The organism is Pannonibacter sp., assembly GCF_051860505.1.
Lineage (GTDB): Bacteria > Pseudomonadota > Alphaproteobacteria > Rhizobiales > Stappiaceae > Pannonibacter.
Genome location: NZ_JBHYDX010000013.1, coordinates 54,960 through 79,599, shown reverse-complemented (window position 1 = coordinate 79,599; position 24,640 = coordinate 54,960). Strand labels below are relative to the sequence as shown.

At 62.5% G+C, this 24,640-nt stretch carries 20 protein-coding genes; 11 read left to right on the top strand and 9 right to left on the bottom strand.

Annotated elements, in window-relative coordinates; translation table 11 throughout:
• Positions 1-34: 34 nt before the first annotated feature.
• The 4 genes from ACTIFE_RS11040 to ACTIFE_RS11025 all read right to left on the bottom strand — a co-directional run bounded on the left by ACTIFE_RS11040 (position 35) and on the right by ACTIFE_RS11025 (position 6,614).
• On the bottom strand, positions 35-439 hold the full coding sequence (locus tag ACTIFE_RS11040; protein WP_439529202.1) for a hypothetical protein: 405 nt from the start codon (positions 437-439) through the stop codon (positions 35-37).
• Positions 440-497: 58 nt separating this feature from the next.
• Positions 498-920, bottom strand: coding sequence for a hypothetical protein (locus tag ACTIFE_RS11035; RefSeq protein WP_439529201.1), 423 nt, complete (start codon positions 918-920; stop codon positions 498-500).
• Positions 921-2,080: 1,160 nt separating this feature from the next.
• Complete coding sequence (locus tag ACTIFE_RS11030; RefSeq protein WP_439529200.1) at positions 2,081-2,554, bottom strand: hypothetical protein; 474 nt, start codon at positions 2,552-2,554, stop codon at positions 2,081-2,083.
• A gap of 373 nt (positions 2,555-2,927) precedes the next feature.
• Positions 2,928-6,614, bottom strand: coding sequence for a vitamin B12-dependent ribonucleotide reductase (locus ACTIFE_RS11025; protein ID WP_439529241.1), 3,687 nt, complete (start codon positions 6,612-6,614; stop codon positions 2,928-2,930).
• Between the two features lie 669 nt (positions 6,615-7,283).
• Here ACTIFE_RS11025 and ACTIFE_RS11020 point away from each other — a divergent pair.
• Both ACTIFE_RS11020 and ACTIFE_RS11015 read left to right on the top strand, forming a co-directional pair.
• The gene (locus ACTIFE_RS11020) at positions 7,284-8,072 is read left to right on the top strand and encodes a response regulator (protein WP_439529199.1); all 789 of its coding nucleotides are present in this window, start codon (positions 7,284-7,286) and stop codon (positions 8,070-8,072) included.
• Positions 8,073-8,287: 215 nt separating this feature from the next.
• Entirely contained in the window at positions 8,288-8,674 is a 387-nt protein-coding gene (locus tag ACTIFE_RS11015; protein WP_439529198.1) for an NADH:ubiquinone oxidoreductase subunit NDUFA12, read from the top strand.
• A 272-nt stretch (positions 8,675-8,946) separates the two neighbouring features.
• Here the strand turns inward: ACTIFE_RS11015 and ACTIFE_RS11010 are convergent, their stop codons facing one another.
• Positions 8,947-9,630: an alpha/beta hydrolase gene (locus ACTIFE_RS11010; RefSeq protein ID WP_439529197.1), complete on the bottom strand. Its 684-nt coding sequence runs from the start codon at positions 9,628-9,630 to the stop codon at positions 8,947-8,949.
• Between the two features lie 300 nt (positions 9,631-9,930).
• On the opposite strand from ACTIFE_RS11010, the gene ACTIFE_RS11005 reads away from it, so the two are divergent.
• The 9 genes from ACTIFE_RS11005 to tenA all read left to right on the top strand — a co-directional run bounded on the left by ACTIFE_RS11005 (position 9,931) and on the right by tenA (position 18,314).
• Entirely contained in the window at positions 9,931-11,100 is a 1,170-nt protein-coding gene (locus ACTIFE_RS11005; RefSeq protein ID WP_439529196.1) for a cysteine desulfurase family protein, read from the top strand.
• A 160-nt stretch (positions 11,101-11,260) separates the two neighbouring features.
• Complete coding sequence (gene sufB / locus ACTIFE_RS11000; RefSeq protein ID WP_439529195.1) at positions 11,261-12,733, top strand: Fe-S cluster assembly protein SufB; 1,473 nt, start codon at positions 11,261-11,263, stop codon at positions 12,731-12,733.
• 113 nt (positions 12,734-12,846) lie between these two features.
• On the top strand, positions 12,847-13,203 hold the full coding sequence (locus tag ACTIFE_RS10995; protein ID WP_439529194.1) for an ADP-ribosylation/crystallin J1: 357 nt from the start codon (positions 12,847-12,849) through the stop codon (positions 13,201-13,203).
• 66 nt (positions 13,204-13,269) lie between these two features.
• A complete protein-coding gene (sufC, locus tag ACTIFE_RS10990) occupies positions 13,270-14,025 on the top strand; it encodes a Fe-S cluster assembly ATPase SufC (RefSeq protein WP_106753204.1) in 756 nt (251 codons plus the stop codon).
• Between the two features lie 14 nt (positions 14,026-14,039).
• Complete coding sequence (sufD, locus tag ACTIFE_RS10985; RefSeq protein ID WP_439529193.1) at positions 14,040-15,359, top strand: Fe-S cluster assembly protein SufD; 1,320 nt, start codon at positions 14,040-14,042, stop codon at positions 15,357-15,359.
• Positions 15,360-15,488: 129 nt separating this feature from the next.
• On the top strand, positions 15,489-16,736 hold the full coding sequence (locus ACTIFE_RS10980) for a cysteine desulfurase (protein ID WP_439529192.1): 1,248 nt from the start codon (positions 15,489-15,491) through the stop codon (positions 16,734-16,736).
• 10 nt (positions 16,737-16,746) lie between these two features.
• Positions 16,747-17,151: an SUF system Fe-S cluster assembly protein gene (locus ACTIFE_RS10975; RefSeq protein WP_439529191.1), complete on the top strand. Its 405-nt coding sequence runs from the start codon at positions 16,747-16,749 to the stop codon at positions 17,149-17,151.
• 87 nt (positions 17,152-17,238) lie between these two features.
• The gene (gene sufA / locus ACTIFE_RS10970) at positions 17,239-17,619 is read left to right on the top strand and encodes a Fe-S cluster assembly scaffold SufA (protein WP_439529190.1); all 381 of its coding nucleotides are present in this window, start codon (positions 17,239-17,241) and stop codon (positions 17,617-17,619) included.
• A gap of 32 nt (positions 17,620-17,651) precedes the next feature.
• Entirely contained in the window at positions 17,652-18,314 is a 663-nt protein-coding gene (gene tenA, locus ACTIFE_RS10965) for a thiaminase II (RefSeq protein WP_439529189.1), read from the top strand.
• On the opposite strand, the gene ACTIFE_RS10960 is transcribed toward tenA, so the two are convergent.
• From ACTIFE_RS10960 to parE, 4 genes are all read right to left on the bottom strand, one after another.
• On the bottom strand, positions 18,315-19,373 hold the full coding sequence (locus tag ACTIFE_RS10960; protein ID WP_439529188.1) for a GGDEF domain-containing protein: 1,059 nt from the start codon (positions 19,371-19,373) through the stop codon (positions 18,315-18,317).
• Between the two features lie 156 nt (positions 19,374-19,529).
• Positions 19,530-21,182 (bottom strand): DEAD/DEAH box helicase, encoded by a 1,653-nt coding sequence (locus ACTIFE_RS10955; RefSeq protein ID WP_439529187.1) that lies wholly within the window; start codon positions 21,180-21,182, stop codon positions 19,530-19,532.
• A gap of 167 nt (positions 21,183-21,349) precedes the next feature.
• Entirely contained in the window at positions 21,350-22,036 is a 687-nt protein-coding gene (locus ACTIFE_RS10950) for a hypothetical protein (protein ID WP_439529186.1), read from the bottom strand.
• Between the two features lie 130 nt (positions 22,037-22,166).
• On the bottom strand, positions 22,167-24,272 hold the full coding sequence (parE, locus tag ACTIFE_RS10945; protein WP_439529185.1) for a DNA topoisomerase IV subunit B: 2,106 nt from the start codon (positions 24,270-24,272) through the stop codon (positions 22,167-22,169).
• Positions 24,273-24,640: the final 368 nt, after the last annotated feature.

Genomic DNA, 24,640 nt, shown 5'->3' with positions numbered 1-24,640 from the left:
ACGCACAGCCGGGCTTTGTTTCGGCCATCTCGGCCTAGATCCACCAACTGAAGGGCGGGACCGGTGACGACGTCCCACCTGGCAGGGTTTGCCAGGCGATGCTGGAGCCGAACCCGGAATGTCCCGGCTTCTGGAACACCCAGCCGCCCGGCGTCGTCCGGTTCTCGAACCGGATCGTATAGGTTGCCCCGCCCGAGGCCTGGTCCAGCTCGTCCAGCGACAGTTCGTCCTTTGCAGCCGGCAGCACCAGCACCACTTCGCCCGGCTGTTCCTCGACCACGGTAAAGGTGAGGTCAGCCTTGGGCTCAGCGCGGAACAGCTCGGCGATGGCCCCGCGCGGATCCGCGATCAGCCTGGCGCGAAAGGTGGCGTCCTTCTCCGCCTGCGTGCGGATGACATCCTCGACATCAGCGCGGTTCCAGCTCACTTCATCACTCATGTTTGGCTCTTCCTCCGGGAATAGTGACAGGACCGGGAATGGCTCCAGCGTCCGGATATCAGAATGGAAAGAACGGACGGCCCGGCCGCAGGAACACGTTGCCGATGGCAATGGGATATCCGCCCGGGATCTTGGTGTTGGCCCAGGCAACCGCATCGGTGATCTGGCCGTTGACGGCAGTGCCGCCGGAAGCCTGCGCCAGTTCCGCCTCGCTGAGTTCATCCGCCTCGGCCGTTTCTCGCGGCAGCACCAGCACCACTTCGCCCGGCTGCTCCTCGACCACCCGAAGCTTCAGCCCCGGCGCTGGCGCCAGCCGGAACGCCTCGGCAATCGCCGCCAGCGGATCGGCCACCAGCGCTGCCCGGAACCCCGGATCCACCGCCGCCCTGTCCTGGATCACCCGCTCAAGGCTCTGGCCGGCTGGCTTCTCCTGTGCCGGGCGGGTTTGGGGCATCGGGTGAATGTCTGTCGCGTCACGCATCTCGGGTCTCCTGTCGTCAGCCAGACCGTTTGGGTCTTGCTGCTTCATGACCCCACACTGCCCGACGATCCCGCCCTTGCGGGGATTGGACCTTGAAACTTTCAGGGTTGGAAGGTGGATGCCCACCCACCGCCCCGCCCCGGATCGCAAACAAGCGCCGGGGCCGGTTCCGTGTCCTCAAGCCCAACCCCCCTCGTCGCTCCTGCGCAGGCAGGAGCCCAGTAACCACTGGCCTGAGTTGCAGAAATTCAGATCCCCGCCACACACCACCCGCCCCGTTTACTGGGCTCCTGCCTTCGCAGGAGCGACGAGACCGGCGTTTGTGCGTCCTTGACAGGTCCCGGCACAGGGCCGGGACAGCGCGAAGGGTTTGATTGGGGGGGCGTGCACCCACCCACCGCGCCGCCCCGGCCTTGAGCCGGGGCCTGTTCCTTGTCCTCAAGCCCAAACCCCATCGTCGCTCCTGCGAAGGCAGGAGCCTAGGAACCACTATCGCTTGTTGCAGAAATTCCGATCCCCGCCACACACCACCCGCCTCGATTACTAGGCTCCTGCCTGCGCAGGAGCGACGAGATTGGCGGGTGTGCGTTCCTGACGGGTCCCGGCACAGGGCCGGGACAGCGCGGAGTTCTATTAGGCGTGCTCCCACTCACTCGCGCCGCCCCGGCTCAGGCCACAAGCAAGAGCCGGCCTGTTCCGCGTCCTCAAGCCCCTCCGCCCGATATCCAGCCTTCGAGCTGGGATCCGAAAGCGAAAGTAGCAAAGGATTGCACTGCAAGTCTCCGGCTCATCAACCCCGGGCTCTCGTTCTCCTTCTCCCTGGATCACAGGGAGAGCACGATTGATGAGATACCGAAATGACTTATAGTGATTGAGCTTTTTCGGTCCAGTTTTTATGTGGTCAAAATTGTCGCGGATATTTCGGTCGCTATTCTTAGGGGTTCTGTCAAGTAAACGATCTCACGCTCTACCGCTATCTTGTTTGTCAGCCTTGGAAGACAATCTTGCCAGTCGATCGTCTTACATGTGCCGAGTATGGCTCTCGAGTCTTGTTCGTGAATCTATGTCGGCTAGTATTAGCTAAAAGTCTAGTCAGTCGATTGTCGCGAATCATTAACAAAATGGGAGTTTGCGAAATATTCCCAGCCTCTCTCGGCTTTTCATACTAGTTCGGCATTGGAGTCAGTTAAGTCCTGAATACATTTTTTAACAAGTTCAACTTGTCGGCGGTGCTTTTTCTCGAACTGAACCAACTCGCGGAAAGTAGAACTTGATGTTACTGCCTTCTCGATTTCAGCGCGCGATCCGGCGTCCGCCATTAGTATTGCGATATCATTTACAAGGCGACTTCTTGCGATCTTGAGAGTTGCCTTCCCAAACAATTTTCCATTCACCGCTGTAGCGAATGTTTCTAGAAGGTTGAGATAGTTTACAAATTCCGCACTGTATTTAATCGAGTTCGACTCGCACTCTAGTAAACGTGCTTCCGCTTCACGTAGTTGGTTTGTGACCTGAAGTAGAGAGTTGAGGTCGTTCGACCGTGCTTGAAGCATGCCGGAACGAGCACTACAGATCAGGCCAAACGCTGCCAAAATAGTGGCCGCTACGGTTGCGAGGTCGGCAAGCCACTCCATCAGCGGATACGCTCTCCCGCACTCGGGTTATTTGTAGACGCCTGAGCGTTCGTGCCTGATCCGGCGGGACGCTGTGGCTTTGCCTGCAGAGCAGACAGCAGGTTCGACGAGGAGAGGTCCCTGTTCGCCTCAACACGACTTGGTTGGGTTATTGTCGTCGTCTGAGGGCGTAGAGGAAAAACAGTCGGCTTCTTTAGCATTTACTCACCTTTCGTTCTATTGAAAACCATCAGTGCCAAGCGGCATGTTTTTTGTTTTCGTGTTGCATCTCCCTGCTGTCTAGCGATTGGGCAGGTTCGTTTACGTTTCCAAAACTCCCCCAAACCGCCCGCTGACCGTTTCAGCCGGGGCGGCTCAGGATCACGTCATCCCCTCAACTACACCCACTCGTCGAGCCACAGGTGTCGCATTTCAGGCAGGTGCCGTTGCGGACCATGGTGAAGTTGCCGCATTCCGAGCAGCTTTCGCCTTCATAGCCCTTCATCCGGGCCTGGGCGATGCGCTCGGCTGCGGAGGAGGGGGCGGCCTGCGGGGCAGGGGCGGTTTCCAGTTTCAGGGCCACTTCCGTGTTGCCCGAGCGGGCAAAGGCGGTGGCGACGGCCGAGGTCTGGGCAACCGGCTGGGTGGCCGCCTTCACCGGGGCAACGGTGAGGGAGCCGGCCGGCTCGCCGCTGGCCGAGACCAGGCGGAAGCGTTCGGTCTGGCCGCGCACGAGACCATGTGAGACGACGCCCGGTTCGCTGCCCCGGCCCTCGTTCGGGCCCGCGCTCATGGCCGTGTTGCCGATGGCCTCGGGGGCAACATGGGCCAGGTCATGACGGCCGAGATAGGACACGGCCAGCTCGCGGAAGATGTAGTCGAGGATCGAGGTCGCGTTCTTGATCGCCTCGTTGCCCTGCACCATGCCCGCCGGCTCGAACCGGGTGAAGGTGAAGGCGTCGACATATTCCTCCAGCGGCACGCCATATTGCAGGCCGAGCGAGATGGCGATGGCGAAGTTGTTCATCAGGGAGCGGAAGGCGGCGCCTTCCTTGTGCATGTCGATGAAGATCTCGCCGAGGCGGCCATCCTGGTATTCGCCGGTGGTCAGATACACCTTGTGGCCGCCGACGCGGGCCTTCTGGGTGTAGCCCTTGCGCCGGTCCGGCATCTTTTCGCGCGAGCGGATGGTGCGCTCGATGATCCGCTCGACGATGCGCTCGGCGATGACTTCCGCCTTGGCGGCCATCGGCTTGGCGGCGATGGCCTCGGCAGCCTCTTCCGCGTCCTCGTCCTCGTCGGCGATCAGCTGCGAATTCAGCGGCTGGCTCAGCTTCGATCCGTCGCGGTACAGCGCATTGGCCTTGAGGGCGAGGCGCCAGGACAGCATGTAGGCTTCCTTGGCGTCCTCGACAGTGGCGTCATTCGGCATGTTGATCGTCTTGGAGATCGCGCCGGAAATGAACGGCTGGGCCGCCGCCATCATGCGGATGTGGCTTTCCACCGACAAGTAGCGCTTGCCGATCTTGCCGCAGGGGTTGGCGCAGTCGAAGACGGCATAGTGTTCCTTCTTCAGGAACGGCGCGCCTTCCAGCGTCATGGCCCCGCAGACATGGGTGTTGGCAGCCTCGATCTCGGCCTTGGAGAAGCCGAGGAAGGCGAGGAGTTCGAAGGCCGGGTCGTTCATCTGCTCGCCCGAGACGCCGAGCGCGGCCATCTGCTCGTCGCCGAGCGTCCAGCGGTTGAAGACGAACTTGATGTCGAAGGCCGACTTCAGCGAGCCCTTCAGCTTGGCGATGCTCTCGTCGGAGAAGCCCTTGGCCTTCAGCGCTGCCGGGTGGATGCCGGGCGCCTGGTCCAGCGAGCCGTGACCGACCGCATAGGCCTCGATCTCGGCGATCTCGCTGGCGCGGTAGCCGAGCACTTCGAGCGCTTCCGGCACGGCGCCGTTGATGATCTTGAAGTAGCCGCCGCCGGCCAGCTTCTTGAACTTCACCAGGGCGAAGTCCGGTTCGATGCCGGTGGTGTCGCAGTCCATGACAAGGCCGATGGTGCCGGTGGGGGCAATCACGGTCGTCTGGGCGTTGCGGTAGCCGTGCTTCTCGCCAAGTTCAAGGGCGCGGTCCCAGGCCAGCTTTGCCCGCTCGATCAGCGTCTGGTCCGGGCAGTTCGCGTGGTCCAGCGGCACCGGGTTGGTGGAGAGAAGCTCATAGCCGGCTGCCTCGCCGTAAGCCGCGCGGCGGTGGTTGCGCATGACGCGCAACATGTGGGCGGCGTTGTCGCCATAGCCCGGGAAGGCGCCGAGTTCGCCAGCCATCTCGGCCGAGGTGGCATAGCACACGCCGGTCATGATGGCGCTGAGCGCGCCGCACAAGGCGCGGCCCTCGTCGCTGTCATACGGAATGCCGGCGGTCATCAACAGGCCGCCGATGTTGGCATAGCCAAGGCCGAGCGTGCGGTAGCGGTAGGACCGCTCGGCGATTTCCTTTGACGGGAACTGCGCCATCAGCACCGAGACTTCCAGCACGATGGTCCACAGGCGGACGGCATGCTCGTAGTTCGTCACATCAAAGGAGCGGTCCGGCCGGCGGAACTGCAACAGGTTCAGCGACGCAAGGTTACAGGCCGTGTCGTCCAGGAACATGTATTCCGAGCAGGGGTTGGATGCGCGGATCTCGCCCGAGGCCGGGCAGGTGTGCCAGTCGTTGATGGTGGTGTGGTACTGGATGCCGGGATCGGCCGAGGCCCAGGCGGCATATCCGATCTGTTCCCACAGGTCCTGTGCCTTCAGGCTCTTCAGCACCTTGCCGTCCTTGCGGGCGGTCAGGTCCCAGGTGCCATCTTCCACCACGGCCTTCAGGAAGCCGTCGGTGACGCGCACGGAGTTGTTGGAGTTCTGGCCGGCAACGGTCAGATAGGCTTCCGAGTCCCAGTCGGTGTTATAGACTGGGAATTCGATCGAGGTGTAGCCCTGGCGCGCGAACTGGATGACGCGGCGGATGTAGTTTTCCGGCACCATCATCTTCTTGGCGGCGCGGATTTCGCGCTTCAGCGCCGGGTTCTTGGCCGGGTCAAAGCACTCGCCATTGTCGGCCTCGCAGTTGACGCAGGCCTTCATGATCGCGGTCAGGTGCTTCTGGCAGATCTTGGAGCCGGTGACGAGCGCGGCCACCTTCTGCTCTTCCTTCACCTTCCAGGAGATGTAGTCCTCGATGTCCGGATGGTCGACATCGACCACGACCATCTTGGCCGCGCGGCGCGTGGTGCCGCCGGACTTGATGGCACCGGCTGCCCGGTCACCGATCTTGAGGAAGCTCATCAGGCCGGACGAGCGGCCGCCGCCGGACAGCTTCTCGCCTTCACCGCGCAGGCGCGAGAAGTTGGAACCTGTGCCGGAGCCATACTTGAACAGGCGCGCCTCGCGCACCCACAGGTCCATGATGCCGCCCTCGTTGACGAGATCGTCCTCGACCGACTGGATGAAGCAGGCATGCGGCTGCGGGTGTTCATAGGCCGAGGTCGACCGGGTCAGCTCGCCGGTCTGGAAATCGACGTAATAGTGGCCCTGGCCGGGACCATCGATGCCATAGGCCCAGTGCAGGCCGGTGTTGAACCACTGCGGGCTGTTCGGCGCCACCTTCTGGGTCGCCAGCATGAAGCGCAGTTCGTCAAAGAAGGCGCGGGCGTCGGCTTCGCTGTCGAAATAGCCGCCCTTCCAGCCCCAGTAGGTCCAGGTGCCGGCGAGACGGTCGAAAACCTGGCGGGCGTCGGTCTCCGAGCCGAAGCGCTCCTTCTCGGGCAGGCCGGCGAGCGCCGCCATGTCGGCTTCCTGGCGCCACAGCCAGGACGGAACGGTGTTTTCTTCGACAGCTTTCAGGCGCGCGGGGACCCCGGCCTTGCGGAAATACTTCTGCGCCAGGATGTCGGCAGCAACCTGCGAAAACTGCGCCGGAACCTCAATGTTTTCCAGGCGGAAGACGATGGAGCCATCCGGATTGCGGATCTCGCTCGTGGTCGTCGTGAACTCGATGTCAGCGTAGGGTGACTGCCCGTCCCTGGTGTAACGCCGCTCAATCCGCATTCCCATGCCCCCTTCGCTACGCCATATGGGACGCCCGCAGACGTCCATCGAGGCAAACAGAAACCGAGCCTGGACAGCATACGCTTCCAGGCGGTGACCTGTCGCCGCCCTGTTTCATCGGGCCCCGGTCTTGTTGCGGGGCCTGCCAGTTGTTCATCCCGGCTGCAGCCAAAGTCAGCAGCCGTCCGTAGGGGATCTTGCCCCTGCGGCATTTTCCAGTCCGGGCAGGCCGGATAACACGGCAAACATGGCTGATCCGCCTGGTCAGGTCTCGACCGGGCGATGACGCCATATCAACTTGTTACTGGAGGGGGGCAGGAGAAAATCCGGCCCCGGTTACGCACACCCTATGTTTGCGACATTAGTGTGAATCGTTCGTTACCGTCAAGCTGCCAAGGGCTATCGGTTGTGTGTTAGCCAGCCATCCAATCTAAATATTGTGGTGGCTGTGGAAATCGGGGAGTTTGGTGGACAACTCTCGGCAAGCTGCCCGACGAACCGGTTTTGCAGCCGGATCAGGGGCTTCGGCGCCGCTGTTGACCGGCGGTGCCAGCTTCATCCGTTTTGGTGACAATTTGACGAAAACCCGTGCGGCGCAATTGAACGCGGTTTAAGTGCCGCCATGCGATGGGTAGGGCCTCGGTCTGTGTTGGGGGCCCGCAAGCGCAAATGAAATATCATCATGCTGCCTATGGCTTGCCGCTGGAAGCGCTCGACGTGGTCATCGTCGAGGACTCGCGCCAGATGCAGGCGATCCTCAGGTCCATCCTGCTCAGCTTCAAGGTGGAGCGCGTCCGCGTCTTCGATACGGTTGATTCGGCGCTTGAGGCGATGCTGACCGAGCCGCCCAATCTCATTCTTGCTGACTGGAAGATGGAACCGGCCAGCGGCTACCAGCTGCTGCGGCTGATCCGGCACAAGAACATGGCGCCCTTGTGCTTCGTGCCGTTGCTGTTCATCACGGCTCATGGCACGCGGGCCCTCGTCGACAAGGCCTTGCGTGCAGGCGCGCATCATCTCCTGGTGAAGCCCGTATCGCCTTCTATGCTCTATTCGCGGCTGCGCTGGCTTTTGAACGACAGCCGTGAGTTCGTTCCGGATCGCCATGGCTTCTATACTCTGGACGGGGTCGGCGACTTGCTCGATGCCCAGGCAGGGAAACTGCAGACGCTCGACAGCGCCCGGGCCTATCACGAGCGTGCCACGCGCAAGTATCAGGAAGCGTTGGAAGCGGTGGAACTGGTGTTCAACGCTGATCTGCAACAGCAGACTGATTCGCCCAAGGCGCGGCAACCCGTTCGCCAGCCGGTGGCGCGACCGGTTGCCACAATCCCGGCCACTGGACCGATCAGCCCGGTCAAGCGCCCTGTCAAGGTCGAGACACCCGCTGCCCGCCGCATCAAGGCAGCAAAACTGGAAGCATTTGCCGCACTGAAGCAGGCAAAGGCAGACGCCTGAGCCGGCCCGAGACCATCGCGGCCCGGCACCCACGCTCGTCGTGTCATCCGGATGTGGCACTTGGCCCGGTCGTCCCCAAGCCGCTGGACAGGGGCAGAAACTCCCGTCATATTCCGCGCAAATTTGGCGCAGGCTGGGGTAGTCTGGCCGTCATCCGCAACGCCGGGTCTCCGGCCTTTGACAAATGCCGGACATCCGGCAGGAGAGCGCAGATCATGAAGCAGCTTCTGCTCGAGCTTTTCACCTGGTGGAACGGCCAGACCATGGGCACCCGCTTCTTCACCTGGCGCAAGGGTGAGTATGTCGGCGCGGACGAATTCGGCAACAAGTACTACCGTGAGCGTGGCGGCAAGAAGCGCTGGGTCATCTATAACGGCCTCGCGGAAGCCTCGACCATTCCTCCTGGCTGGCATGGCTGGATGCATCACCGCGTTGACGTTGCCCCTGTCGATGAAACCTACCATGCCAAGTCCTGGCAGGCCCCGCATCAGCAGAACCGCACCGGAACGCCGCTGGCCTATCGCCCGCAGGGCTCGATCCTCACAGAAAACAAGCGCCCGGAAGTGACCGGCGACTATGACGCGTGGACGCCGGGCCAGTAAGCGCCAGCCACCCGAAATGTGAAAAGCCCGCCGTTTGGCGGGCTTAGACTGATGACAAACCCTCTTTTGTCATCCCGGACGCAGCGAAGCGGAGATCCGGGACCGGAGAGCCTAGGTCTCTCCCGGTTAGCTGATTGAACCATAGAGGCCCCGACTCTCCGGTCCCGGCTCGGCGCTGCGCTTGGCCGGGTTGACGAGGCTGAGGTCGAGGTTTGTCAGCAGTTTGGGGCCCGCGTGAGCGGGCCTTTGGCATTTTCAGGTCGATGGACCGATCAATCTTCGCTTGCCGGCAGGGCCGGAATCAGAGGTGGCGTATCGAGGCCGAGGCGCTTGTCGAGATAGGTGCCGCAGCGCAGCATCAGGTCGTCGATGCTGTTTTCGAAGAAGTGGTTCGCGCCTGGGATCGTCTCGTGGTCGATGATGATGCCCTTCTGCGTCTTCAGCTTGTCGACGAGGTTCTGCACATCCTTCTGCGGCACCACCTTGTCATTGTCGCCATGGACAATGAGACCCGAAGACGGGCAGGGGGCGAGGAACGAGAAGTCATGCAGGTTCGCCGGAGGGGCAACCGAAATGAAGCCTTCCACTTCCGGGCGCCGCATCAGCAGCTGCATGCCGATCCAGGCGCCAAACGAAAACCCGGCGATCCAGCACGCGCGGGCGTCGGGATGCACGGTCTGCACCCAGTCCAGCGCGGCAGCAGCATCCGACAGTTCACCCTGTCCGTGATCAAATGACCCCTGCGACCGGCCGACACCGCGGAAGTTGAAGCGCAGCACAGCGAATCCCCGCTGCGCGAACATGTAATAGAGCTGGTAGACGATCTGGTTGTTCATGGTGCCGCCGAACTGCGGATGCAGGTGCAGCACCAGAGCGATCGGCGCATTCCGCCGCTTGGCGGGATGGAAACGGCCTTCCAGTCGTCCGGCCGGGCCGTTGAAGATCACCTCGGGCATGAAGCGCGATGTCCTTTTGAGTTTTCCCGGAGCCAGATCCGGTTCGATGCGGGTCCAAGATACGTGAAATCCCGGAGGTCTAAACTTGACTTTCGGGTTCCGAGTTTCTAGAACCTTCTTTAGAATGGTTCAAACTCGGACCGGTAGGCAGACTTGCCTCGCGGTCCGCGTTCGAGCGCTCGGCGCACTTATCATCATCACGGCAGGGAAGATCAAGTTTTCCGTTGCCGTTGACGTAATTTGGTCGCGATCCGGTCGCCTAGCCCTGAACACTCCTGCTCGGATCTTTGGCAAACGGCAATGACCACCGCTGCACACCGCCTGTATCTGGACCACAATGCCTCTGCGCCGCTCAGGCCGCAGGCGCGTTCGGCCATGCTTGCGGCCCTGGACCTGACCGGCAACCCGTCGTCCGTTCATGCGGACGGGCGTCGTGCGCGCGGCCTTGTCGAGGGCGCGCGGGAGGATATCGCCGGCTTCTGTGGTGTAAAGGCGCGTTCGGTGATCTTCACCAGTGGTGCGACGGAAGCCAACGCCCTTGCGCTGTCGCCCGCCTGGGCCGGAGCGGAGGGGCCGATCTATCCCGAACGTTTGTTGATCTCCGCTGTGGAACATCCGAGCGTCCGGTCCGGTGGTCGCTTTTCGCCGCGCCAGATCCGCGTGATCGAGGTCGATGCCGACGGTCGCATCCGGCTTGACCATCTTGACCAGCTTCTGGCCGAGGGTGGCCCGGCTTTGGTCAGCGTCATGGCCGCGAACAACGAAACCGGGATCATCCAGCCGCTGGCCGAGATCGGCGACCGCGTTGCTGCCTGCAGCGGTCTGTTCCATGTCGACGCTGTCCAGGCGGCTGGCCGGATGCCGCTGGCCCCGAAGGCTTGGCAGGCCCATGCCATCAGCCTGTCTGCACACAAGTTGGGTGGACCGCAGGGCATCGGTGCCTTGGTGCTTTCCTCATCCGCCGTCGCGCCGGCAGCGCTTCTGGTCGGTGGTGGCCAGGAACATCACCGACGGGCTGGGACAGAAAATGTCGCTGCCATTGCCGGCTTCGGAGCAGCTGCGCGTGACATCGCTGACTGCCATGCAGAAACGGCGGAGCTTTTGCGCCTGCGCAACCTTCTCGAACTTGGCCTGCGCGATATATGTAAGTCAGCCGTGATCTTTTCGGCGGCTGCGGAACGCCTCGTCAATACGACCTGCTTTGCGGTTCCGGATGTGCCGGCTGAACTGGCGCTGATCGCCTGCGATCTCAAGGGCGCCGCCGTGTCGTCGGGCTCAGCCTGTTCGTCGGGCAAGGTTGGCGTGTCGCATGTGCTTGCCGCCATGGGCGTGAATGAAGATTTGGCGCGCTGCGCCATTCGGGTCAGCCTCGGCTGGACCACGACCGAGGCCGATGTGGCCCGGTTTCTTGACATCTGGGGAGAGGTCGCACGCCGGGTCAATCCGGCTGCGGTGGACCGGGCGGCCTGAGGCCGGCTCCGTTCCCATGCCACTGCCGCCCTGGATGCAAGTCCGGCGGCAGATCCCTGACCTTCGGTTTGCCTGGCGCAAACCGGCAAAAAAAGCGCCGCAGACTGCGGCAAAACCAGACGAACCGGCCCTTGAAGCCGGTAGCATGGAGTTGAAGACAATGCCCGCTGTGCAGGAAACAATCGACCGGGTAAAGGCGATTGACGTCGACCAGTACAAGTATGGCTTCGTCACCGATATCGAGTCGGAAACGGGTGCGCGCGGCCTCAGCGAGGATACCGTCCGCTTCCTGTCGGCGAAGAAGGACGAGCCGGAGTGGATGACCGAATGGCGCCTCGATGCGCTGCGCCGGTTCCAGACCATGACCGAGCCGACCTGGGCCCGCGTCGACTATCCGCCGATCGACCTGCAGGATCTCTACTACTGGGCCGCGCCGAAGAGCGTTGCCGGCCCGATGAGCCTCGACGAGGTCGATCCGGAACTGCTGCGGACCTATGAAAAGCTCGGCATCCCGCTGCGCGAGCAGGAAATCCTGGCCGGCGTCGAGCCGAAGAACCGCGTCGCCGTCGATGCCGTGTTCGACAGCGTCTCCGTCGTCACCACCTTCAAGGACGAGCTGAAGAAGGCCGGCGTCATCTTCTGTTCCATCTCCGAGGCCCTGCGCGAGTACCCGGACCTGGTCCGCAAGTATCTCGGCTCGGTGGTTCCGGTCACGGATAACTACTACGCCACGCTGAATTCCGCCGTGTTCTCGGATGGCTCCTTCGTCTACATCCCGGAGGGTGTGCGCTGCCCGATGGAACTGTCGACCTATTTCCGCATCAACGAGAAGAACACCGGCCAGTTCGAGCGCACGCTGATCATCGCCGAGAAGGGCGCCTATGTGTCTTATCTCGAAGGCTGCACCGCACCGCAGCGGGACGAAAACCAGCTGCATGCCGCCGTGGTCGAGTTGATCGCCCTCGATGACGCCGAGATCAAGTATTCCACCGTCCAGAACTGGTTCCCCGGCGACAAGGACGGCAAGGGCGGCATCTACAACTTCGTCACCAAGCGTGGCGACTGCCGTGGCAAGAACTCCAAGATCTCCTGGACCCAGGTGGAAACCGGCTCGGCCATCACCTGGAAGTACCCGTCCTGCATCCTGCGCGGCGACAATTCGCGCGGCGAGTTCTACTCGATCGCCGTTTCCAACGGTCACCAGCAGGTCGACAGCGGCACCAAGATGATCCATCTCGGCAAGAACACGTCGAGCCGCATCATCTCCAAGGGCATTTCCGCCGGCAAGTCGCAGAACACCTATCGTGGTCTCGTCTCGGCGCACCGCAAGGCCTCGAATGCGCGCAACTTCACCCAGTGCGACAGCTTGCTGATCGGCCAGGACTGCGGCGCACACACGGTGCCCTATATCGAGGCAAAGAACGCCTCGGCCCAGTTCGAGCACGAGGCCACCACCTCGAAGATCTCGGACGACCAGATGTTCTACTGCATGGCCCGCGGCCTGTCGCAGGAAGAGGCCGTCGCCCTGATCGTCAATGGCTTCGTCAAGGACGTGATCCAGCAGCTGCCGATGGAATTCGCCGTCGAAGCCCAGAAGCTGATCTCGATCAGCCTTGAAGGCTCGGTCGGCTAAAAGCTCTCCGCTCGTCATCCTCGGGCTTGTCCCGGGGATCTGCGGCGGCAACGGGAAGGCCACATGTCAGGCTGCGTCTACATGATGTCCGACAAACCGCGAGGGACAATTCCATGCCGAAGACGGTAACGCTTTACCGACCGGTGGGACTGGAAGAACTGAAGCTGATCGAACAGAGCGGTTGGAGGGCATTCCCTCCCAGGCTTCCCGATCAGCCGATCTTCTATCCGGTCACGAACGAAGACTACGCCGCGCAAATTGCGCGCGAATGGAACACGGTGACAGGTTCAAAGCATGGGTACGTCACCAGGTTCGATGTCGATGCCAACTACATTTCCCGTTTTGAACGGAAGATCGTAGGAGGGCGTCAACATGAAGAACTCTGGGTACCCGCTGAAGAGCTTGGAGAGTTCAACGCAAACATTGTCGGATCAATTGAAGTCACGCAGCGGTTTGTTCCGTCCGAATAGTTGAATGACATCAAACGATTTGCAGCAGTTGTCGAACTGCGAAGAGACCAGACGAGCGAGATAGATATGCTTGAGATCAAGAACCTGCACGCCCGCATCGCCGAAGACGGCACCGAGATCCTGCGCGGCATCAACCTGACTGTGAACCCGGGCGAGATCCATGCCATCATGGGGCCGAACGGGTCGGGCAAGTCCACCCTGTCCTACATCCTCGCCGGCAAGGAAGACTATGAAGTCACCGAAGGCGAGATCCTGTTCAACGGCGAGAACCTTTTGGACATGGAAGCCGATGCCCGCGCCGCTGCCGGCGTGTTCCTGGCCTTCCAGTATCCGATCGAGATCCCGGGCGTTGCCACGATGGAATTCCTGAAGACGGCCCTCAACGCTCAGCGCAAGGCGCGCGGCGAGGCCGAGCTGTCGATCCCGGACTTCCTGAAGCTGGTCAAGTCCAAGGCCGCTGACCTTAACGTCACCATGGACATGCTGAAGCGTCCGCTCAACGTCGGCTTCTCCGGCGGCGAGAAGAAGCGCTCGGAAATCCTGCAGATGGCGCTGCTGCAGCCCAAGCTCTGCGTCCTCGACGAGACGGACTCCGGCCTCGACATCGACGCCCTGCGCATTGTTTCGGAAGGCGTCAACAAGCTGCGCTCGCCGGAGCGCTCGATGATCGTCATCACCCACTACCAGCGTCTGCTCGACCACATCGTGCCTGACGTCGTCCATGTCCTGTCGAAGGGCCGGATCGTCAAGACCGGCGGCAAGGAGCTGGCGCTGGAGCTGGAAAAGAACGGCTACGCTGACTACGTCGGCGAAGCAGCCTGAGCGGGGCCGGAGAGATGAACGTGACCACACCGATCACTCTGACGCAGGCAGAAACCGGTCTTCTGGACCGGTTCGACGCCGCGCAGGCGGGTCTTGCCGGGTCCGCGCCGGTGGCAGCGCTGCGAGCGCAGGCCGCCGCGCAGCTCCGGGCCAAGGGCCTGCCGCACCGCCGGGTCGAGGAGTACAAGTACTCGGACCTGCGCGCCTTCCTGAAGGCGGCTGCCCCGCTTGCCGCCGCTGTCTCCGAGGCCGAGGCCAAGGCGGCGCTCGCGTCGGCCGGTCTCCTGGGCGACCTCGACCGCTTCCGCATTGTCATCGCCAACGGCAGTTTCCTGCCGGGGCTCAGCGATGTGGCGGCGCTGGCCGCTGAAGGCGCCAGCGTCACGGATTTCAGCACGGCCCTGGCCGGTGAAGGCGGCGCTGCGCTGCTGGCCCAGCCGAAGTCGGCCGGGTCAGATGGCGTGCTGGCGCTCAACACCGCCTTCGTCCAGGGCGGCGTCGTGCTGTCCGTGAAGGCGGGTGCCGAGATCGCAAAGCCGGTCGAGCTGATCCAGATCGCCGTCAGCGAAGGGGCACAGGTCACCCGCTGCCGCGTCGAGCTGGCTGAGGGCGCGCAGCTGCGTCTGATCGAGACCTTCGCTGGTAACGCAGGGGCAGGGGAGATCAACGCCGTTTTCGACTACGTTGTTGCCGACAAGGCCAAGCTTGCCTCGACCCGTCTTCTGACCCGCGAAGCGGCCGGCGTCGTGCTTGCCACCACCCTGTCGCGTCTTGGCGCGGAAGCCGAGCTGAAGACCCTTGGCTTCATCGCAGGGCCTGAGTTCGCCCGCAACCAGCAGTTCGTCGCTTTTGCCGGTGAGCACTCGGAAGCCAAGATCTACGGCGTCTCGATGGCGCGCGGCAAGGCGCTCGCCGACCAGACCCTGATCGTCGACCATGCCGTGCCGCACTGCAACAGCCGCGAGTTCTTCAAAGCCGTGCTCGACGATGAGGCGCGCGGCGTCTATCAGGGCCGCATCAACGTGGCCCAGCACGCCCAGAAGACCGATGGCGAGATGATGACCCAGGCTCTGCTCCTGTCTGAAGGCGCGGAAATGGCCAACAAGCCGGAACTGGAAATCTTCGCCGACGACGTTATCTGTGCCCATGGTGCCACCTGCGGCCAGATCGACGAGGACCTTCTGTTCTATCTGCGCGCCCGTGGCATTCCGGAAGCCGAAGCCCGCACCCTCCTGGTCATGGCCTTCCTGTCGGAAGCCATCGAGGAGTTCGGCGAGGACGACGTGACAGACGTTCTGGAACAGCGCGTGCGCGACTGGCTCGCAGTCGCCTGAAGCGCCGCAATCGCCCGTCCCGGCATCCGGTCGGGACAGGTTGGCTGAAACGATATCCGCTCCCGGCAGACGGCCGGGGCGGGGGCTGGCACTATGAGCTGGCCCCACAAGAACCCTGGAGCAGGCGGCATGACGGTCGCGACGGCAACACTCGACAAGGCCTATGATGTCGAGACCATCCGCAAGGATTTCCCGATCCTGTCGCGGCAGGTCTATGGCAAGCCGCTGGTGTATCTCGACAACGGCGCCTCGGCCCAGAAGCCACAGGCCGTGATCGACGCGATGGTGAAGGCGTATTCCAGTGAATATGCCAATGTTCACCGTGGCTTGCACTTTCTTTCAAATGCCGCGACTGAAGCGTATGAGGCTGCCCGCGAGACCGTTCGCCGCTTCCTGAACGCCGGCAGCGGCGACGAGATCATCTTCACCCGCTCGACCACCGAGGCCATCAATCTGGTTTCCTACGGCCTCGGGCCGGAGACCTTCGGGCCGGGCGACGAGATTGTCCTGTCGATCATGGAGCACCACTCCAACATCGTGCCCTGGCACTTCCACAGAGAGCGCAATGGCGCGGTGCTGAAATGGGTCTATGTGCGCGAGGACGGCTCCTTTGACCTCGACGCCTTCGAGGCTGCGCTGACGGACCGGACCAAGCTGGTTGCCATCACCCACATGTCCAACGTGCTGGGCACCGTGGTGCCGGTGAAGGAGATCTGCCGGATTGCCCATGCGCGCGGCATCAAGGTGCTGGTCGACGGCAGCCAGGCCGCCGTGCACATGCCGGTCGACGTGCGCGACATCGACTGCGACTTCTATGTCTTCACCGGCCACAAGGTCTACGGCCCGACCGGCATCGGCGTGCTCTACGGCAAGATGGAGGCGCTGAAGGCCATGCGCCCGTTCTGCGGTGGCGGCGAGATGATTGCCGAGGTGACCGAAGACATCGTCAGTTACGCAAATCCGCCGCATCGCTTCGAGGCCGGCACGCCTCCGATCGTCCAGGCGATCGGGCTCGGTGCCGCACTGACCTACATGGAGAGCCTTGGCCGAGACAACATCGCCCGTCACGAGGCCGCGCTTCTGGACTATGCCATGGTGCGGCTGTCGGGCATCAATTCGTTGCGCGTCTTTGGCAGCGCACCCGGCAAGGGCGCAATTATCGCTTTCGAAATGCAGGGCGCCCATGCCCATGATGTCGCCACCATCATTGATCGCTCGGGTGTCGCTGTCCGGGCGGGCACCCATTGCGCCCAGCCGCTGCTCGCACGCTATGGCGTCACTTCCACCTGTCGCGCCAGCTTCGGCCTTTACAACACATTCGAGGAAGTCGATGTGCTGGTTGAGGCCTTGTTGAAGGCGCAGAAGTTCTTTGCCTGAGGGGACCCCCATGGATGACACGTCCGCTGTGCGGCTGGACGGCCTGAAGGCCGCTGAAACACTGGAGACGGCGCACGAGCCAGTTGCGGCGGGCATTCCGCAGGAGGAACTGGCGCGCCTGACCGATGACATCGTGGCCGCGCTCAAGACGGTCTACGACCCGGAAATCCCCTGCGACATCTATGAACTTGGCCTCATCTACAAGGTCGACATCGAGGATGACCGCTCTGTGAAGGTCGACATGACCTTGACCGCACCGGGTTGCCCGGTCGCCGGCGAGATGCCGGGCTGGGTCGAGAATGCCATCGGTGCAGTACCTGGTGTGGGTGATGTTTCCGTCTCGATGGTATTCGATCCACCCTGGACGCCCGATCGCATGTCGGAAGAGGCGCGGGTTGCGCTGAACTGGTATTAAGACAGGTCTTTTGCATCCCGGCCGGCATGCCCATATACTGGTCCTGGACGCATGACAGAGGCGCAAGGCGCTGAAGGAAAACGGACGATGGCATCGGCCAGCAAGTTTCAGATCATGAAAGTCACCCCGGCAGCAGTTGCCCGCGTGCAGGAACTGATGCAGGACGCCGACACGCCGAAACTCGGCTTGCGCGTCGGCATCAAGAAGGGCGGCTGCGCCGGCATGGAATACACCATGTCGATGGTCGAGGAGGCCAACCCGCGCGATGATGTGATCGAGGTCGAGGGTGCCCGGATTTTCATTGATCCGTCAGCCGTCCTGTTCCTGATCGGCACCGAGATGGATTTCGAAGTGACCAAGTTCCGGGCGGGTTTTGTCTTCCGCAATCCGAACGAAGTGTCTGCTTGCGGCTGCGGCGAATCTGTTTCGTTGAAAGCAGCGGATCCGGCGGCGCTTGCGCTGCCCTGATCTTTTTCACGCCGAGCCTGTAGGACAATCCCATGCGCTTTTTTGACCGGCTGAAGGCGGCATCGCCTGCCGACTGGACCGCCTATGTCGACCACGCTTTCGTGCGCCAGATGGGCGAGGGCACACTGCCACAGGCGGCTTTCCGCCATTACCTGGTGCAGGACTACCTGTTCCTGATCCAGTTTGCCCGTGCCTATGCGCTGGCGGTCTACAAGAGCCCGACACTCGCTGACATGCGCCAGGCGCTTGGCGGGGTCAAGGCGATCCTCGACATGGAAATGGATCTGCATGTCGAGCTTTGCGCTGGTTGGGGACTATCCCGCGAAGATCTGGAACAAGCGCGCGAAGAACGCCAGACCATGGCCTACACACGGTTTGTCCTTGATGCTGGCGGGCAGGGCGATCTTCTCGACCTGATGGTCGCGCTGGCGCCTTGCGTGCTGGGCTATGCCGAAATCGGGCGGACGCTGGCATCTCGCCCTGACGGTGTTGATCCGGCCAATCCCTATGGCCGCTGGATCAACGAATACGCCTCCGACGCCTACCAGGATGTTGCCGCAGGCTTTGCGGACTGGCTCGACCGGATTGCGGCTGATTACGAGACACCGGCCCGCACTGCAAGGCTGTCGCACCTGTTCGCCCAGGCGAGCATTCTGGAAGCTGATTTCTGGCAGATGGGTCTGGATGCGGCCTGATCAGGCGACCCGCGTATCGTCCACGACGCCTTCATCGGCCTCGGACTTGACCCGGTTGCGCCCCTCGCGCTTGGCGGCATAGAGGGCGAGGTCAGCCCGCGCGATCACGGTCTGCGAGCTGTCGCCGGCCCGGAACTCGGACACGCCGATGGACATGGTGATGCGGCCAAGGTTCTCGCCTGTTGACCGCTTCACGAGTTCTTTCGAATAGACGGCCTTGCGGATGTTCTCGGCCACGTCAAGGGCGGACGCCATCGACGTATTTGGCAGGATGATCGCAAATTCCTCGCCGCCGTAGCGACACGCACAATCCTGACCCTTGACGTTCTGCTTCACGGCGAGCGCAACGAGGCGGAGCACCTGGTCGCCGGTCTGGTGGCCATAGGTGTCGTTGAACTTCTTGAAATGATCGATGTCGGTGACGAGCAGCGCAAACGGTTCGCCGCTGTCGGCAGCCGATGACACCGCCTTCTCGATCATCATGTCGAAATGACGCCGGTTGTTCAGCGTTGTCAGATCGTCAGTCAGCGACTCGTAGCGGATCGCTTCCAGGTTTTCCTTGAGAGATTCGATCTGCCGCCGGGAATCGGTCAGCTGGCTTTCGAGGTTCTGGTTCGCCGCAACGGCAGCGTGGGTGGCCTTGATCATGTGCGAGACCACAACCCGCAGCTTTTCCGGGTCGGAGAGGTCTTTCAACTTCTCGCTGGCGGTTTCCAGTGCTTCGCTATAGTCGGCCGTCGCGTCCGTGCTGATGCGAATAGCATCAACCAGGTCCTGGACTTCCTCGGCAACCTTGGCACCGACCTCATCGATCCGGTCGCCGAGACGATTTGGCGACAGGAACTTGGCATAGACCTTCTGCAGGTCATCGCTGCTGACGCCGCCTTTCAGCGTGATGATGTCATTGATCGCGCGGTTAAGCCCGTGGTTGAACCCGGCCGAATAAGTATACCAGAGCTCATAGTTGCGCGGGTAGGCCGGCAAGGAATTGCGTCGGATATAGGAGAGCGCAGAGTCACCATACGCAATGGTGCGCTTGAAATCCTCATGATCCGACATGCCGAAATCCCGCATCTGCCTTATCAGGTCCCGCAACGGCGCAACCTGCCCACGCGCACAGCTTATCGTTGCAAGGTTTAAAGAGCCGTAAACCTAGGCGTTTTTATCAATGTTTGATACAAAACGTCGCGGCACCTGGCAAGTAAACCTTGAGCGTCAAGACGCCTTCTTGGCGCGGGGGTCACGCAGCAAAAATGCAGGAACGTGATCACCAAGACCAATCACGGGTTCGTCATGGTCCTGGGACCGCTCCCTGCGGGGATTGCGGTCGCGCGACGGCCGCGACTGACGGGCCTGGTAATCATCACGCGGCTGCCGTTCTTCGCGGGGTTGCCGTTCTTCGCGCGGCTGCCGTTCTTCGCGGGGTTGCCGCTCTTCGCGCGGCTGGCGTTCCTCACGCGGCTGGCGCGCTTCGGTTGCCCGCGCTTCACGCGGCGGCCGTGCCTCAACGACGGGCTGGTCGTCGATGTTTGCATCCTCTGCTACAGCGTCTGCCCGAGGTTCGCTGCGCGGCTTGCGCACCCGCTCGCGGCGCGGCTTGGCCTCGGCAACCTCTTCGCCCTCGACTGCCTTGCGAACCCGCGGTGTGCGTTCACGCAAGGGACCGCGCTTCGGCTTTTCGCCGCCACCGGCACGTGCAGCCTTGCGGCGCTCCTTGCGCTCGGCGATCGCAGCTTCGAAGTCGAGCGGCTCGCCGAGCCAGTCGATGCTCTTGTCGATCAGTTTCTCGATGGCAGCCAGATACTTGGCATCATCGCCGCTGACCAGCGTGTAGGACACGCCGAGGCGTCCGGCGCGGCCTGTGCGGCCAATCCGGTGGACATAGTCCTCGGCATGAATCGGCACGTCAAAGTTGAAGACATGGCTGACGTCCGGAATATCGAGACCGCGCGCGGCAACATCACTGGCGACCAGCAGCTTGAGATTTCCCTTGCGGAAATTATCAAGCATGGTCATGCGCGTGCGCTGGTCCATGTCGCCATGCAGGGCGCCGACATTGAAGCCGTGCCGCTCCAGCGAGCGGAACAGGGTGGCGACATCCACCTTGCGGTTGCAGAACACGATGGCGTTCTGCAGGTCTTCCGCCTGGGCCAGGAGGTCGCGCAGCGTTTGGCGCTTCTCGTAATCTTCACCGCCCGTGCCCACCAGATACTGGGTGATGGTCGCTGAGGTCGACGAGCGGGTCGAGACTTCGACTTTGGCCGGGTTCTGCAGGAAGGTTTCCGTCAGGCGCTGGATCTCCGGCGGCATGGTTGCCGAGAAGAACAGGGTCTGGCGGGTGAAGGGGATCAGCTTGCAGATCCGCTCGATGTCCGGAATGAACCCCATGTCGAGCATGCGGTCGGCTTCGTCGATGACCAGGATCTCGACGCCCTGCAGCAGCAGCTTGCCGCGCTCGACGTGATCCAGCAGACGGCCGGGAGTGGCGATCAGCACATCGGCGCCACGGTCAATCTTCTTGTCCTGGTCGCCAAACGACACGCCACCGATCAGCAGGGCCACATTCAGCTTGTGATTGACGCCGTATTTCTCAAAGTTTTCCTGCACCTGCGCTGCCAGTTCGCGCGTCGGCTCAAGGATCAGCGTGCGCGGCATGCGAGAGCGGGCCCGGCCCTTTTCCAGCTTGGTCAGCATCGGCAGAGTGAAAGAGGCTGTCTTTCCCGTCCCCGTCTGGGCGATGCCGAGGACATCCCGTCCTTCGAGAACGTAAGGGATGGCACCCTTCTGGATAGCAGTGGGCTCAGTATAACCGGATACGGCGACTGCCTGGAGAACTTTCTCGCTGAGGCCGAGCGTGTCGAAAGACATAAGTGAGTATGTCCACTTCTGGATCGCTAAGGAGGAGGGGAGACGTGGCTTGCACAAGTCTCCGCAATTGGCGCCAACGTACAGCCATGGTCCGGAGTGTCAATGTTTTCCTTGTGTTCCGGAGCGATTTGCCGCGCTTAAAGCTAACAGGACACAACAACCGGGCCTCAGGCGGGGCTGAGCACTTCACTGGCATCGAAGTAGAGGCGCAGATCCTGTGCATAGCGACGCGCCAGCCGGTCGGCAAGAAGCCCCTGGCCAAGGTCCGTTGCCGCCGGTGAGGGCTCGGGAAGCTCGGGCAGGGGCGGCAGCACGGTGGCCGGACCAGACGTCTCCGCGACCAGGCGTTCCAGCCGTGGCCAGTCCCGGGCCAAGTGATCCGTTCTCAGGATGAGAGCTGTCCCAGCCTTGGTTTGCGCCAGGATATCGGCCTGCGAGCGGAACAGATTGTCGGCGCGCAGGTCACCGATCCGGCAGATCCGCTGCACGAACTCGGACAGGCCCATGCCTGGAGCGAAGCCATGCCGGACATAGAAGGTCGGTAAGGGCTTCTGCGACGCGATCAGCAGGTCGTAGGCGGCCGCGATCCGTTCGGCCGGCCGCTGCACGAAAGCGAAGACAACGATCTCGGGATACCGGCGGTGCAGTTCGCGGCCGGTCAGCAGCTCGACTTCGTCAAACCAGCCGCTGTCCTCGCTGCCGCCGCCCAGGGCCGCAAGCACCGGGCGTGCGATCTGCTGCGGCAAGCCTGGAACCCGGGCATAGGCGAGCCGGGCGCCTGGCAGCACGAGATAATGGTGGTTGCGCAGGGGACGTCGTACCCGGTCATAGACGGAATAGACGCTTTGCAGCATGAACGCACACTCCCACCCCCCGGCGCCACAGACGATGGCCGGTACGCAAGGCGGTAGCGGATCGCTTCCCTCCGGTCAATCCGGATAACTCGAGATGCGTCGTTCCCCAGCCGGTCGGCCGGCTGGAACGTCAGATATCCAGATCCTGGGCAAATTCGGCCCGGTCCTGGATGAACCGGAACCGCGCCTCGGGCTTGTTGCCCATCAGTTGTTCGACCGCCTCGCGCGTGCCTTCCTCGTCGCCCTCGACCACGGCGACCTTGAGGAGCGTGCGCTTGGACGGATCCATGGTAGTCTCTTTCAGCTGCGAGGGCAGCATTTCACCAAGACCCTTGAAGCGGCCGACTTCGACCTTTCCCTTGCCCTTGAACACGGTCGCGAGCAACTCGTCCTTATGCGCATCCGTGCGGGCGTAGATCGTCTTGCCGCCCTGGGTCAGCCGGTAGAGCGGTGGCACGGCCAGGTACAGATGTCCGTTGCGGATCAGTTCCGGCATTTCCTGATAGAAAAAGGTGATCAGCAGCGAGGCAATATGCGCGCCGTCGACGTCGGCGTCGGTCATGATGATGATCTTCTCGTAGCGAAGATCGGGGTCCTTGTAATGTGACCGTGTGCCGGCGCCGAGCGCTTGCACGAGGTCGGCCAACTGCTGGTTGGCGGCCAGCTTGTCGCGGCCGGCATTGGCGACATTGAGGATCTTGCCGCGCAAGGGAAGCACAGCCTGGTTCATGCGGTTGCGCGCCTGTTTGGCCGAGCCACCGGCCGAGTCGCCCTCGACGATGAACAGTTCCGTGCCTTCCGCCTGGTTGGCGGAACAGTCGGCGAGCTTGCCGGGCAGTCGCAGCTTGCGCACCGCCGTTTTGCGCGCAACATCCTTTTCCTGTCGCCGGCGCAGCCGTTCCTCGGCCCGGTCGATCACCCATTCGAGGATCTTGTTGGCCTGGGTCGGCGAGGCGGCCAGCCAATGGTCGAAGGCGTCGCGCAGGGCGTTTTCAGTGATGCGCGTTGCCTCGTTGGTCGCCAGCCGGTCCTTGGTCTGGCCAACGAATTCCGGCTCGCGGATGAACACCGACAACATGCCTGCCGCCGAGGTCATGACGTCGTCCGATGTCAGGATCGCGGCCTTCTTGTTGCCGACGAGATCGGCATAGCCTTTCAGGCCGCGCAGCAGGGCATAGCGCAGGCCGGCTTCATGGGTGCCGCCCTCGGGCGTTGTGACCGTGTTGCAATAGGACGACAGGAAACCGTCACCGGCAAACCAGGTCACGGCCCATTCGACCGAGCCATGCTTGCCTGGCTGGCCGACCTTGCCGGCGAAGATGTCGTCGATCACCTTGCGCTCGGTGCCGAGGCGCTCTGACAGAAAATCCTTGAGCCCGCCGGGGAAGTGGAACACCGCCTCGGCCGGCGTCTTGTCCTTGTCCCCGATCAGCGCCGGATCACAATGCCAGCGGATCTCGACGCCGCCGAACAGATAGGCCTTGGACCGGGCAACGCGCAAAAGCCGCGCCGGCTCGAACCGGGCGTCCTTGCCGAAGATCTGCCAGTCCGGCTTGAAGCGCACCAGCGTGCCACGCCGGTTCTGCACATCGCCGACGAGTTCCAGCGGCCCGGCCGGACGGCCGCGCTGGAAGGTCTGGCGATAGAGCTTGCGTGCCCGCGCCACCTCGACAACCATTTCCTCCGACAGCGCATTCACCACCGATGAACCGACACCGTGCAGGCCGCCCGAAGCCTCATATACCTTGCTGTCGAACTTCCCGCCCGCATGCAGCGTCGTCATGATGATTTCGAGGGCGGACTTGTCCTTGAACTTCGGATGCGGATCGACAGGAATGCCGCGACCGTTGTCGATGACGGTGATGAAACCTTCAGCATCGAGCGAGACGTCGATCCAGGTCGCATGACCGGCGACAGCCTCGTCCATCGAATTGTCGATGATCTCGGCGAAGAGATGATGCAGCGCTTTTTCGTCGGTCCCGCCGATATACATGCCCGGACGGCGCCGGACCGGCTCAAGCCCCTCCAGCACCTCGATGTCGGCCGCGGTGTAGTCTTCGCCGGCGGCGGCCTTTGGGTCGGCGCGTCCGGCGGCAGGCTTGTCCTGCGGCACCGGCTTCAGCACGGGCGCTGCGGGCTTGGCCGGCGGGGAGACGGCAGACTGTCCCGTTGCAGCTGCCGGAGCCGGGGCGGCGGCGATCTGCTGTCGGGCGAAAAGATCCTTGTCTGCGTTCATCGATCCAGCTGACCTGTCATGCAATCTCGTGAAAGGGCATCGCTTTTTGAGGCCCGGTGCAGCGCCTTATGCGCCCAAGCCGATTCGCGGTCAATTGTCTCAGCCCGCAACCGGGTCGCCTAGCCTCTGGTCCCTGTGGATCGGCAAAATCTGTGAAGCACTGCTTTTGATCTGCGCTCGCAACCGAATCTCAACCGGTCTGTGGTCTTCTTGGCGCATCGGTCGTTGCGCCGGTCCAGGGGATGGAAACTCAAAAACTCGGGGAGGCACTCGTGGCCCGTTCTTTCAGCCTGCGTGCGGTGCGTGCGCGGATCGATCTTGTCTGTGCCGGTCTGCTGATGGTCTGTGCGGCATGCACATTGGTTGCC